Genomic DNA, 12998 nt, shown 5'->3' on the forward strand with positions numbered 1-12998 from the left:
GGTCGAATCCGGCCGGTTCGACCGCTAACCGGTCGAACCGGAACCACCCCGCGCACCCGTCCGTTCCACCCGCCGCCGCACCGTCCGCAGCCCCGCGTGGGCCGCCAGCGGCAGAACCACCAGCAGGGCGGCCCAGAAGGCCCCGTGCCCCCACAGCCCCGCGATCACCCCGAACGGCCCCTCGAACACCGGGATCCGCAGTGCCTCCACCGGCCCCAGCGGCCCGGGCCAGGCGCCCAGGAACAGCGTGGCCGGGACCCACACCGCGAACAGGCCCCGGGCCGTGGCCGGCGTCCCGAGGGTGCTCACCAGCGACACCACGGCCAACAGCAGGACGAACCCGGCCTGGTAGGCCGCGCCGGCCTGCCCCGTGCCCCAGGAGCCGGGCGTCCGGTGCGTCCCGGTGGCCGCGAGCCGGACCTCGACCGTCGCCCACAGCAGCAGGACCAGCACCGCCGTCGTGCCGAGCGCGAACCGGGCCCGGTCGCGGGCCCCCGCGCCGCCCGTGCGCCACCGGTCGGACGGCGCGCTCCACACCCGCCCGGCGGTGGCCTCCCCCGAGGAGCGCGCCGCACGCCGCGCGTCCAGCCGCCGCCAGGCCTCCCGGACCTGCCGGCGGGCCTCCTGGGCGGGCTTCAGCAGTCGGCCGGACGCCCGCTCGACCAGGGTGAGCGCGACCACGACCGCCACCACCGCCGCGACGCCGGCCCAGCTCCCCATCCCGCCTTCGAACACGACCACCCGGTCGGCCACCGGCGGCGGGGGCTCGAGTGCCGTCATCGGCGGCCCGAGCCTCAGGTAGCCGATCGTGAAGGCCCCGGCCCCGGTGAACAGCGCGGTGCCGATGCCCACCCGCGCGGGGAAGAAGGCGATCACGACGGCGGCGACCAGGGCCGCGCCGAGCTGGCCGACCACCTGCCGGGCCGCCTGGTCGCCGGCCGTCCGGAGCGGGCCGCCGAAGGCGCCGGTGGGCGAGAGGCCGAGCTTCTCCCCGGCCTCGATCGGGTAGCGGAGCACCGCTCCCGCCCACAGCAACAGTCCGAAGGCGAGGAGGAGCAGCGCGGCGGCCCCGGCCCGGCGCGGCAGTGCGGTGCGGGCGTGCGGCCACCATGCCGCCGCCCGGCCCCGCCAGTCCATCGGCGGCCGTCGGCGCCGGTCGCGCCACAGCCGGGCCATCCGTCCTTCCCGTCGCACCCCGGCCCCAGCCTCTGCCCGTGCCCCGACCCCGGACCCGACCCCGGACCCGACCCCGGACATCGCCTCGGCCTCGGGCCGCTCGGGCCGTCCCCGACCGCGCCGCCGCAGGGACTCCGCCGCGACCAGCGCCGCCCGCCCGGCCGTCTGCGCCGGGTCCGCGCCCACCGCCCGGCGCCGCAGCGCCGACCAGCGGCGACGCACCACGTGCCGGGCGGTGGCCACCGCCGGGTCGGGCTCCGGTCTGCGGGCCACCGCCCGTACGGCGGTGCGGGCGCCCGCGCCCACGGCGAGCGCCCCGTCCACCACCGTGGCCGCCACCACGGCCGCGAGCTCCGACACCCGCTCGGGCAGCGGCAGTCGGTGCAGTGCGGCGGGCAGCGGCGAGAGCCGGCCGAGCAGCCGCTCGCGCTCCTCGGGCCGGATGCTGAGCCAGACCGCCTGCCGGTGCGCCTCCTCGCGCTCCTCCGGGCTGAGCCCGTCGCCGCCGCGCCGGCCGCCACCGACGGTGCGGGCCAGCCGGTCCACCTCGGCCAGCACCTCCGGCAGTCCGGCCAGCGCGAGCAGCCGTGAGCAGTGCTCGCCCGCGCACTCGGCGTGGAAGCAGTCGTAGCGGGCGGCCACGGCCGGTGCACCGCCCCGGACCAGTTCGTCGATGAACTCGGCGCCATCCGGCCCGGTGACCACGCGCTCCAGCCCGGCGGTGTCGATCGGGCGGTCGCGGTAGTGCGGGACGGCGCCCGGGGCGAAGGCGGCGCCGAGGGCCAGCACCGCGACCGCCGCGACGGACTCGCGCCGGGAGCCCGGCGCCCTGGCCGCCTCGGCGAGGTAGTGCAGGTCGAAGGTGGTGTCCTCGACCTCGTCCCGCAGCCAGTCGCGCAGCCGTTCCGCTCCCCCGGTGGAGAGCCAGCGGGCCGCCGCGCCGGAGTTCTTGAGCAGCGCCTCGGTGAGCCGGACCGGGTCGGTGAACGGGTTGCCGAGGAAGGTGACCGGCCGGTGCGTCCGGGCCTGCGCCTGCGGTCGGCGGCGGACCACCTCGGGGGTGCCGCCGGCCAGCCAGCCGCGGACCTGCGGCGCGGTCCAGCGGTCCTCCGGCTTCTTGGTGAACAGCCCCTGGAGGAGCAGCAGTCGGCGCGGGTCGCGGACGGCGGTGAGGTCCACCTCCTCGCCCATGACCAGTTCCAGCTCCAGCTCCTGGTCGGCCGGGCGCTTTCCGTCCGCGCCGACGAAGCGGGGGCGGCCGACGAACAGCTCGTACAGCACGTTGCCGAGCCCCCACCAGGGCCCGGCCTCGTGGTTGTTGCCGGCCAGTTGCTCGGGGGCCATGTAGGCGACGGTGACCATCATCGCGGAGCTGAACCGACGGCTGACCGTGAGCCGGTCGACGCCACCGAAGTCGGCGATCACGAACTCCGCCTCCCCGGAGCCGCTGCCACGTCCGGGGCGCACCAGGATGTTCGCGGGCTTGAAGTCCAGCGGGTTGCGCTTGATCCGCCGCTGCCAGAAGTCGAGCAGCGCGACGAGCTCGTGGACGATCCGCTCGGTGGTCCGCCGGTCGCCGTGGCCGCCCTCCCGCCACAGCTCGGCGACGTACGCGGCGAGGGTGACCGGCAGGTACTCCATAGCCACCCAGTCGACCAGGGCGCCGTGGTGGCCGACCCGGCCGAAGTCGATCAGGTGCGGGACGTGCCGGCGGAAGCCGTCGTTGCGCAGGTGGGCGAGCAGGTCGTGGTCCATCCGCTGGCCGGCCACGGAGACCTTGACGGCCGCGTCGCCGCCGCCGTCGGTGCGCCGGACGTACCAGACGACGCCCTCGGATCCCGCTCCGACCCGGCCCAGCGGAATGAAGCGCTCCCGCAGGGCGTCCGGGAAGGCGCCTTCGAACGGGCTGTCGGCGACCGGGACTTCACCGGATCCCGGCTCGGGAGCGACCGGCCCTGCGTGCGGCGATCCGCCACGGCCGCCGCCCGGAGCGGGGCCGCCGGGCCCGATGTTGTCCTGCCAGGAGGGGGTGGCGGTTCCCGGGCGGGGGCGGACCCGCGTCGGGGCGTGCGGGTCGAAGCGGGGCTCCGCACCCGGCGTCCGACGGGTGGCCGCGTCCGGGTCGAACCTCGGCTCCACCGGGTCGAAGCGGGGCTCCGCCGGGTCGGCCCCCGGGTCGGCCCCCGGCTCCGCGCCCGGCTTCCGGCGGGTCGCGGCCTCGGGGTCGTACCGCGGTCCGGTGCCGGATATCCGGCGGGTCGCGGCCTCGGGGTCGAAGCGTGGCGGGGCGGCGGGCGCTCGGCGGGTCACGGCCTCCGGGTCCACCCGGGTCTGCGGGACGGCCCCGAGCCGGGACGGCCGGTCCGATGCGGCTCCGGCCCCGGTCCCAGTCCCAGTCCCACCGGAGCCGCGTCGGCGTTCCCGTGGCCGCCGCTCCACCCTGGTCGCGGGCAGCTCTCCCGGATCTCCGTCGGCCGGGTCCACGCCCCTCGTCGTGCCCATGCGACGCTTCCCTCCCCCGCGGCCCGGACCGGTACGAGGCCGCGAGCGTGGGCGCACCGGTGCCGGGAGGTGATTGTGACGCGCCATCATCCCGCATGCCGGGCAGCGGTGTCGGACGCTTCCGCGGATCAGGACCGAGCCACCGCAGGACCGGTACCGAAGCTCTGTCACCGGTACGAAAACGGGACCTTTGGGAGTGCCGGACCCGACTTGCCGAGCTGACTTCCGGACCGGACCGCGGGACCGCCGGGCCGCCGAACCTCGGGGCCGCCGGACGGCGGAACCCCGGACCGCCGGAGCACGGCCGCCGGAGCGGTCAGCGTTCCTCGACCGGGCGCCCCTTCGGCTCCTCCACGATCCGCCGGGCGATCTCGACCGGCCGCACCGGGCGCCCGAAGTGCCAGCCCTGCGCCCAGTCGCAGCCCATGGTCCGCAGCCGCTCGGCGTCCCGGTGGGTCTCCACCCCCTCGGCGGTCACGTTCAGCCCGAGAGCGTGTGCCATCGACACCAGTCCGCTGACGATCCGCCAGCCGGTGGACTCGTCCTTGCCCGGTTCGTGCAGGTCGCCGACGAAGGAGCCGGCGATCTTCAGCCCGGAGACCGGCAGGTCGCGCAGGTAGGCGAGGTTGGACCAGCCGGTGCCGAAGTCGTCCACGGCCAGCGACACCCCGAGGTCGACCAGCCCGTGCAGGGTGCGCAGCGCCTCGTCCTCGGGCCCGACCACGGTCGACTCGGTGATCTCCAACTGCAGCCGGGCCGGGTCCAGTCCGGTGCTGTCGAGGATCCGGCCGAGGTCGGTGACCAGCGCGGCGCTGCGGGCCTGCCGCACCGCCAGGTTGACGTTGAGCTGCGGCGCCACGTCACCGAACCGCTTGATCCAGTCCGCGGCCTGGCCGCAGGCCTGTTCGAGCACCCAGCGGCCGAGCGGCATGATCAGCCCGGTCTCCTCGGCGGTGGTGACGAACTCGTCCGGGCCGAGCACGCCGAGCTGCGGGTGGCGCCAGCGCACCAGCGCCTCCACGGCGGCCAGTCTGCCGTCCGCGAGGCGGTAGAGCGGCTGGTAGTCGATGAAGAACTCGCCGCGGTCGAGGGCGGCGGGCATCCGCACCGACACCGCGTAGCGGCTGACCGCGCGGGCGTTCTCCTTGGGGTCGAACAGCGTCCAGCGGCCCCGGCCGGCCTCCTTGGCGCGGTAGAGGGTGAGGTCGGCGGCGCGGACGGCGGCGCCGGGGGTGGTGGTGGACACCCGCCGCTCCAGCACACCGACGCTGGCGCCGACGGCGAGCTTGTGGTCGCCGATCAGCACCGGCCCGGCCAGCGCCTTGAGCACGGTCTTCGCGGCGGCCACCGCCTCCTGCTCGCCCCGGCACTTCTCCAGCAGGACGACGAACTCGTCGCCGCCGAGCCTGGCCACCAGGTGGCCGAGCGGGCTGAGGGCCGCCTTCAACCGGGCGGCGACGGCGGACAGCAGCTGATCGCCCATGTCGTGGCCGAGGCTGTCGTTGACCACCTTGAAGCCGTCGAGGTCGACGTAGCAGAGGCCGAAGCGGGCGCCGGGCTCGGGTTCCTCGAACAGCTTCTCCAGCCGCTCGAAGAAGGCCGCGCGGTTGGGCAGGCCGGTCAGCGGGTCGTGGGTGGCCTGGTAGCGCAGCCGCTCCTGGAGCCGGTAGCGGTCGGTGACGTCCTCCAGCATCGCGACCTGGTACTGCGGGGCGCCGTCGTCGTCGCGGATCAGCGAGACGGTGAGGTGGGTCCAGACCACCTCTCCGTCCTGGCGGTAGTACGGCTTGTCGAACTGGAAGTACTCCCGCTTGCCGCCGATCAGCTCCTCGTACGCCTCCCAGACGCCGGGGGTGTCCTCGGGGTGGACGAGGTCGTCGACCCGGCGGCCGACCATGTCGTCCGGCCCCGCTCCGAAGAGCTCCTGCACGGCCTTGTTGACGGCCAGGATCTTGCCGTCGGTGTCGCCGATGGCGATGCCGATCGCGGCACTCTCGAACAGCGCCCGGAACCGGGCCTCGGAGTCGCGCAGGGCCCGCTCGGCCTCCTTGCGGGCCGTGTCGGCGGCGGTGCGGATCGCCTCCTGCTCGCTCAGCGTGCGCTCGCGCAGGGCGGCGGCCCAGCCGGCCGCGAAGGCGCCGGTCAGGGCGGGGCCGCGGTCGTCGTGGACGGGCTGCGCCTGGAGCAGTTCGACCGCCCGGGCCAGCAGCACCGGGTCGGTGAAGTGCGCGTCGACCAGCTCGGCGCCGGCCTTCGCGGCCAGCTCCGACTCGAACGGTTCCTCCTCCTGGGCGCGGTGCAGCAGCGCCGCGGTGCGAGCGACCAGCCGGCCGAGCAGGCCGGGGTGGACGGCCATGCCGTGGTCGGCGGAGAGCAGTCGGGCCCACTCCTCGTGGAAGCGCTCCGCGTTGCCGCGCACCGGGGTGGTACTCATCTGCTGAACCTGGTTCCTCTGGTGTACCCGCCGGTTTCGGCGGGCGCGACGACGGGCGCGGTGGCGGCCGCCCGGGCCGCCCGGGCCGTCCGGCGGCCGTCGGCCCCGCCGCCGCCCGTACCCGGTGCCGCGCTCCCGGCGGCCGCCGCGCGGGGCGCACGGCCGTCGGTGCCTCGTTCGTCGCGTCCGCTCAAGGGCGGATCCCCACGCCCGCGACGCCGGCGATCCGTTCGGGGTGCTCCCCGACCGTACCGGGCTGGTCCGGGCGCCACAGCGGCAGGTGGACCACGCCCGGCTCGACCAGCTCGAAGCCGGAGAACATCGCGGTGATCTGCTCGTGGGTGCGCATGGTCAGCGGGGTCGGCGTCCGCTGGTAGAGCTTCTGGTGGTCCTCCGCCTGGTCCGGGCGGCTCTCCAGGGAGGCGTGCGAGAGGACCAGCGCGCTGCCGGGCGGGAGGGCGTCGCGGATCACCCCGATCAGCTTCCACGGGTCCTCGTCGTCGCTGACGAAGTGGGCGACGGCCACCAGCAGCACGGCCACCGGCTCGCCGGCCGCCAGCAGCTCGACGACCTCGGGACGGGCCAGCAGGTCGGCGACGTCACGCAGGTCGGCCTGGACGACGGCGCTGGCGTGGTCGTCCTCCAGCAGCAGTCGGCTGTGCGCGACGGCGACGGGGTCGCGGTCCACGTAGACGACCTCGGTCTCGGGGCGGATCGCCCGCGCGACCTCGTGCACCGCGCCGAAGGTCGGGATGCCGGAGCCGATGTCCAGGAAGCGGGTGATGCCCCGCTCGGCGAGGACGGTCACGGCGCGGCGCAGGAAGGCGCGGTTGGAGCGCATGATCTGCGGCAGTTCCGGCCACATGGCGATCGCCTTGCGGGCCATCTCCCGGTCTACCTCGAAGTTGTGCGATCCCCCCAGGTAATAGTCGTAAACGCGGGCGGCGTTCGGTTTGTCCAGGTCCGTACCCTCCGGTACCCAGCTCGGTCGCCGCATGCCTGTGACTCCTTCACTCCGGTTCTGGGGGTGCAGCACCTGGGTGATGCTGCCGTGACTGATGAGACTACAAGCACAGAAGATCCTCCCCCGCACCCCGAACAGCTGCAAGCGGAGTGCACCCCGCCTTGCCGACGGGCGTTTCCGGAACACTCGCCTCCGGTCATGGTCGGCGCCGCGGACCGATTCGGCAAGGGTCCACCGGCGTTCGCCCCTCGGGCTGGCCGGGCCCCACTAGGGTGGGCCCGTGGACCCCAACCACTACCGATTCCGGGGCGTCTGGCGGCTCGCGGCCCCGGCATCCGCCGTGTACGCGGCGCTGGAGGACGTGCGGAGCTATCCGCTGTGGTGGCCGGAGGTCCGCGAGGTCCGGCCGACCGGCGAGGACTCCGGCGACGTGGTGGTGCGCGCGCTGCTGCCGTACCGCCTGGTGATCGGCCTGGCGACGAGCCGGCGCGACCCGGCCGCCGGCGTGCTGGAGGCGGCCATGCGGGGCGACCTGGCCGGGTGGTCGCGCTTCACGGTGACGCCGGACGGGACGGGCAGAGCGGATGGAACGGGCGGAACGGGGAGCCGGGTGCTGTTCGAGGAGGAATCCAGGCCCGGCAAACCCCTGCTGCGCCGGCTCGCGCTGCCGCTGCACCCGCTGTTCCGGGTGAACCACGCGGTGATGATGCGCCGGGGACGACGAGGACTCGCGGCGTACCTGGCGGGGCAGGGCGGGGTGGCGGTGGACGGCGGCGGGGCGGCCGCGGGTGACGGGGTGGCGGCGAACAGATGACAGACGACAGCTTTCAGCGAACAGATGACAGATTTCGAAATCTGTCATCTGTTCGCGCCACCCCCGACCCCGGCCCCCACCCGGACTCCGGCGTCGGATCCGGCGTCGGATCCGGCATCGACTTCGGCTTCGACACCCCCTTCGACCGCGCCGGCACCGGCAGCAGCAAGTGGGCCCGCGCCGACGCCCCCGGGGTGATCCCGATGGGCCTCGCCGACATGGACCTGCCCGGCCCGCCCGCCGTCGCCGAGGCGCTGGAGCGGCGCACCCGGCACCGGGCATACGGGTACACGGTCTGCGACCCGGCCGGGCGGACCCTGGTGGCCGACTGGTACCGCGCCCGGCACGGCGCCGCGGTGGACCCGGACTGGGTCCTGCTGCTGCCCTGCGGCCCGCGCACCGCGTTGCGCGTCCTCCTGGAGACCGTCCGGCCGCAGGCGCCCGTGCTCCTGCCCACCCCCGAGTGGGGCGGCTTCGCCCAACTCTGCCGCGCGGCCGGCCTCCCCCACCGCGAACTGCCACTGCACCCGGGCCCGGACGGCTACCGGCTGCCCCCCGGCCCCCTACCCCGCCCCGCCGGCGCCCTGCTGCTGAGCAACCCGCACAACCCCTCCGGCACGGTGTGGCCGACCGGCGCGGTACGCGGTCTCGCCGCGTGGTCGGCGGAGAACGGCGCACTGCTGGTCTCGGACGAGGTGCACGGCGACCTCACCCACCCCGGCCACTCGCACCCCGTCGCCGTCACCACCGCCGACCCGGCACACCGCCACCTCGTCGTCACCCTCAACTCCGTCGGCAAGACCTTCAACTGCTCCGGCATTCCCAGCAGCTTCGCGCTCGTCCCGGACCCCGGACTGCGCACCCGGTTCGCCGAGTCCCTGGCCGGATACGGCCTCTGGGAGGGCGGCCTGCTGGAACAGACCGTGCAGCAGGCCGCGTTGCGCGAGGGCCGCCCCTGGCTGGACGCCCTGCTCGCCCACCTCGCCGCCACCCGCACCCGGCTCACCGACCGGCTCGGACCCGCCGTCCGCTCCGTCCCGCGCGCCTCCTACCTGCTCTGGCTGGACGCCGCCGCACTCGGCCTGCCACCCGCCGGGGCCCGCCGGGCGCTGCTGGAGCGCTGTGGCCTGGAGGCGTCCGACGGCGCCGATTTCGGTCCGGGCGGCCGGGGTTCGCTGCGCCTGAACTACGCCCTGCCGGGGCCGGTGGTGGCAGCCACCCTCGACCGGCTGGAGCGCTTGGAGTGCCTGGAGCGCCCGCCGCGCCCGCCGCGCCAGTGACCCCGGCAATTGCCCGGCCGGACGCCGCCCGCGCCCACGCGCCGGCGACCCCGGAGATCCTCCCGTTCACCCGGTCGCCACGCCACTGACCTGCGAAAACGAACGTTCACGCGATTTTTGCGAGGCACCCTCGCATGCTCCGTAGCAGACTGGGCAGGGTAGACCGGGCCGCAATCGTGATCCCGAGGATGGTGAGTCCGGTGATACCGACATCCCGCACCACTCCGCCCGACCGGCAGAGCACGCCACCACCCCCACCGGGGGTGACCCCGTTGACCGAATCGGGGGCGCGCAGCCACGTGTCGGGCGTCTGCTTCAAGATCGGACCGCCCCGGCTGGTCGGGGTGGAAGTCGAATGGTTCGTCCACGACGACCGATGTCCTACCCGGCCCGTACGGCCCCAACTGCTCCACGCCGCACTGGAATCGCTGCCCCTCGGCGGCCCGGACGGCGCCTCGCTCCCCTCCGGTTCGCGCCTCACGCTCGAACCCGGCGGACAGGTCGAGCTCAGCTCCCCGCCCGCCACCGGCCTCCTGGCCTGCGTCGAGGAAACCCGACGCGATCTGACCGCCCTGCGGACCGCCTTCGCGGCGCAGGGCCTGCGACTCACCGGCACCGGGACGGATCCGCTGGCCCGCCCCCGACGGATGGTCCTGGACCACCCCCGCTACCTCGCGATGGAGCGGTTCTTCGACTCCGCCGGGCCCTGGGGCCGGATCATGATGACCGGTACCGCGTCCCTGCAGGTCTGCCTGGACGCCGGCGAGGCGGACGGCCCGCACGCGGTCGAGCGCCGCTGGCGACTGACCCACCTGCTCGGCCCGGTCCTGGTCGCCGCTTTCGCCAACTCCCCCATCCTGGACGGCAGTCCGACCGGCCACCGGTCCACCCGTCAGCTGGTCTGGTCCCGGATGGACCCGACCCGCACCCTCGCCCCGGAACCCGACCACGGCAACCCGCGCGAGGCCTGGGCGCAGTACGTGCTGGACGCCGAAGTGCTGTGCGTGCGACGGCCCGAGGGCCTTCCCTGGACGGCTCCCGCCGGGCTGACCTTCCGCGACTGGATCCGCGGTGGTGGCGAACGCCCGCCCACGCTCGACGACTTGGAGTACCACCGCACCACCCTCTTCCCGCCGGTGCGCCCACGCGGCCACCTGGAGCTGCGGATGATCGACGCCCAGCCCGGGGACGGCTGGGTGGTGCCGACCGCGCTGGTCACCGCGCTGCTGGACGACCCGGTGGCCGCCGACGCCGCGCGGGCCGCGCTGGAGCCGCTGGCGGCCGCCGACCGACCGGGGACGGACGGTCCGCGCGCGCCGCGCAGCGACGTCTGGCGCCGTGCCGCCACCCTGGCCATGACCGACCCCGAGCTGCGCCGGGCCGCCCTCGCCTGCTTCGCCGCCGCCGATGCCGCCCTGGGCCGCCTGCCCGGTGCCGGGCGACTGCGCGCCACCGTCGCCGAGTTCGCCGAGCGCTACCCCGCGCACGGCCGCTGCCCGGCCGACGACCAGCTGGACGCCCTACGCGCCGGCACCCGGCGCACTCCCCCGGAGGAGGCCTCATCATGACCGACGTCCGACCCCACGGGAATGCCGGGGCAGACAGCACGGACCACACCGGCACCGCCCATCCCACCAGCCCCCTCGGTGAACTCGGCACCCCCGGTGAACTCAGCACCCCCGGCGCCCCCGGTGAACTCGGCGCCCTCAGCACCCTCAGCACCCTCGACGGCCTCGGCACCGAGGCGCTGCGCGAGAGCATCGCCACCGAGCTGCTGGCCGCCCGCGCCCGCACCGCCGCGCTGACCGACTGCGTCGGGGACGGCGACCTCACCGCCCAGCACTCCCCGTTGATGTCCCCGCTGGTCTGGGACCTCGCCCACATCGGCAACCAGGAGGAACTCTGGCTGCTGCGCAACGTCGGCGGCCGCGATCCGATGCACCCCGAGATCGACCCGCTGTACGACGCCTTCCAGCACCCCCGCGCCGAGCGCCCCAGCCTGCCGCTGCTGCCGCCCGCCGAAGCCCGTGCCTACGCCCACGAGGTGCGCGGCCGGGTGCTGGACCTGCTGGCGACCAGCCCGCTGGAGGGCGCGCCGCTGCTGGAGGCCGGGTTCGCGTTCGGCATGATCGCCCAGCACGAGCAGCAGCACGACGAGACGATGCTGATCACCCACCAGCTCCGCAAGGGCGAACCGGCCCTCGCCGCTCCCCCGCCGCCGCCCGTGCCTGCCGACGCGGCCGCCCTGCCCACCGAAGTCCTCATCCCGGCAGGCCCGTTCACCATGGGGACGGACACCGAGCCGTGGGCGCTGGACAACGAGCGCCCGGCCCACGCCGTCGACCTGCCGGCCTTCCTGCTGGACACCACCCCGGTCACCAACGCCGCCTACCAGCGATTCATCGCGGACGGCGGCTACGACGACCCGCGCTGGTGGACGCCCGAGGGCTGGACGCACCGGCAGCGGGCCAGGCTGACCGCCCCGCTGTTCTGGCACCGGCAGGACGGCCAGTGGCTCCGCCGCCGCTTCGGGTCGGTCGAACCGGTCGAACCGAACGAACCGGTGCTCCACGTCAGTTGGTACGAGGCGGACGCGTACGCCAGGTGGGCCGGACGGCGGCTGCCGACCGAGGCGGAGTGGGAGAAGGCGGCCCGGCACGACCCGGCCACCGGGCGCTCCCGCCGCTACCCCTGGGGCGACCAGCCACCCGGCCCCGAGCACGCCAACCTCGGCCAGCGCCATCTGCGCCCGGCCGGGGCCGGCAGCTATCCCAAGGGCCAGTCTCCTTACGGTGTACGGCAGTTGATCGGCGACGTGTGGGAGTGGACGGCCAGCGACTTCCGCTCCTACCCGGGCTTCCGGGCCTGGCCGTACCAGGAGTACTCGGAGGTGTTCTTCGGCCCCGAGCACAAGGTGCTGCGCGGCGGCTGCTTCGCGGTGGCACCGGTCGCCTGCCGCGGCACCTTCCGCAACTGGGACTACCCGATCCGACGGCAGATCTTCGCCGGTTTCCGCACCGCGCGCGGCCTGGGGGGTGCCTGATGTGTCGTCACATCGCCTATCTGGGCGAGCCGGTGGCACCCCGGGAGTTGCTGGTGCACCCGCCGCACGGGCTCTACCGACAGTCCTGGGCGCCCCGTGCCCAGCAGTACGGGACGGTCAACGCGGACGGCTTCGGCCTCGGCTGGTACGCGGACGGGGACGAGGTGCCCGCCCGCTACCGCCGGACCGGGCCGGTCTGGGCGGACGAGACGTTCGCCGACCTCGCCCGGGTGGTCCGCACCCGGGCGCTGCTGGCGGCCGTCCGCTCCGCCACCGAGGGCTGCGCCGCGGGCGAGGCCGCGGCCGCGCCGTTCGCCGCCGAGCGCTGGCTGTTCAGCCACAACGGCGCGGTGGCCGGTTGGCCCGGCAAGCTCGACGCACTGGCCGCCCTGCTCCCCCCGGCCGAGCTGCTGGAGCTGGAGGCGCGCACCGACTCGGCGCTGCTCTGGGCGCTCACCCTGCACCGGCTGCGGGCCGGCGCCGGACCGGGTGAGGCGCTGGCGGCCACCGTCGCCGACGTCACCGCGCACACCACCGGCCGGCTCAACCTGCTGCTCACCGACGGCACCGCGATCGCCGCGACCACCTGGGGCGACACCCTGTACCACCGCGCCCTGCCGGGCCTCGGCACGGTGGTGGCCTCCGAGCCGTACGACGACGCGCCGGGCTGGACGCCCGTCCCGGACGGTTCGCTGCTGCTGGCGGACTCGCGCGGTATCACCGTGGACCGGCTTCCCGGCCGCGACTGACACCCACTCTCCCTTCATCTTCTGAACAGAGGAACC

At 75.2% G+C, this 12998-nt stretch carries 8 protein-coding genes; 5 read left to right on the forward strand and 3 right to left on the reverse strand.

The annotated features are described in order from the left end of the window. Positions 1-24: 24 nt before the first annotated feature. From ACFRAR_RS00260 to ACFRAR_RS00270, 3 genes are all read right to left on the reverse strand, one after another. On the reverse strand, positions 25-3486 hold the full coding sequence (locus tag ACFRAR_RS00260) for a hypothetical protein (protein WP_380692910.1): 3462 nt from the start codon (positions 3484-3486) through the stop codon (positions 25-27). Positions 3487-3994: 508 nt separating this feature from the next. Further along, a complete protein-coding gene (locus ACFRAR_RS00265; RefSeq protein WP_380692912.1) occupies positions 3995-6112 on the reverse strand; it encodes a putative bifunctional diguanylate cyclase/phosphodiesterase in 2118 nt (705 codons plus the stop codon). Positions 6113-6302: 190 nt separating this feature from the next. Then, a complete protein-coding gene (locus ACFRAR_RS00270) occupies positions 6303-7109 on the reverse strand; it encodes an SAM-dependent methyltransferase (RefSeq protein ID WP_380692914.1) in 807 nt (268 codons plus the stop codon). A 247-nt stretch (positions 7110-7356) separates the two neighbouring features. Between ACFRAR_RS00270 and ACFRAR_RS00275 the strand changes: the two genes are divergently transcribed. From ACFRAR_RS00275 to egtC, 5 genes are all read left to right on the forward strand, one after another. After that, on the forward strand, positions 7357-7890 hold the full coding sequence (locus ACFRAR_RS00275; protein WP_380692916.1) for an SRPBCC family protein: 534 nt from the start codon (positions 7357-7359) through the stop codon (positions 7888-7890). Further along, a complete protein-coding gene (locus ACFRAR_RS00280) occupies positions 7887-9170 on the forward strand; it encodes an aminotransferase class I/II-fold pyridoxal phosphate-dependent enzyme (protein ID WP_380692918.1) in 1284 nt (427 codons plus the stop codon). The genes ACFRAR_RS00275 and ACFRAR_RS00280 overlap by 4 nt, the downstream gene beginning before the upstream one ends. A gap of 263 nt (positions 9171-9433) precedes the next feature. Further along, positions 9434-10738, forward strand: a complete 1305-nt coding sequence (gene egtA, locus ACFRAR_RS00285; RefSeq protein ID WP_380692920.1) for an ergothioneine biosynthesis glutamate--cysteine ligase EgtA — start codon at positions 9434-9436, stop codon at positions 10736-10738. After that, a complete protein-coding gene (egtB, locus tag ACFRAR_RS00290) occupies positions 10735-12213 on the forward strand; it encodes an ergothioneine biosynthesis protein EgtB (RefSeq protein WP_380692922.1) in 1479 nt (492 codons plus the stop codon). The genes egtA and egtB overlap by 4 nt, the downstream gene beginning before the upstream one ends. Next, positions 12213-12962 carry an ergothioneine biosynthesis protein EgtC gene (egtC, locus tag ACFRAR_RS00295; RefSeq protein ID WP_380692924.1) on the forward strand — a complete coding sequence of 250 codons (750 nt, stop codon included), beginning with the start codon at positions 12213-12215 and terminating at the stop codon, positions 12960-12962. The genes egtB and egtC overlap by 1 nt, the downstream gene beginning before the upstream one ends. Positions 12963-12998 lie beyond the last annotated feature (36 nt).

The sequence above is a fragment of the Kitasatospora sp. NPDC056651 genome (assembly GCF_042792155.1).
Lineage (GTDB): Bacteria > Actinomycetota > Actinomycetes > Streptomycetales > Streptomycetaceae > Kitasatospora.

Excerpts from the sequence above, each read along its gene's own strand:
- egtB (WP_380692922.1), top strand. The coding sequence starts at position 10,735 with ATGACCGACGTCCGACCCCACGGGAATGCCGGGGCAGACAGCACGGAC.
- ACFRAR_RS00280 (WP_380692918.1), top strand. The coding sequence starts at position 7,887 with ATGACAGACGACAGCTTTCAGCGAACAGATGACAGATTTCGAAATCTG.
- egtC (WP_380692924.1), top strand. The coding sequence starts at position 12,213 with ATGTGTCGTCACATCGCCTATCTGGGCGAGCCGGTGGCACCCCGGGAG.
- ACFRAR_RS00270 (WP_380692914.1), bottom strand. The coding sequence starts at position 7,109 with ATGCGGCGACCGAGCTGGGTACCGGAGGGTACGGACCTGGACAAACCG.
- ACFRAR_RS00265 (WP_380692912.1), bottom strand. The coding sequence starts at position 6,112 with ATGAGTACCACCCCGGTGCGCGGCAACGCGGAGCGCTTCCACGAGGAG.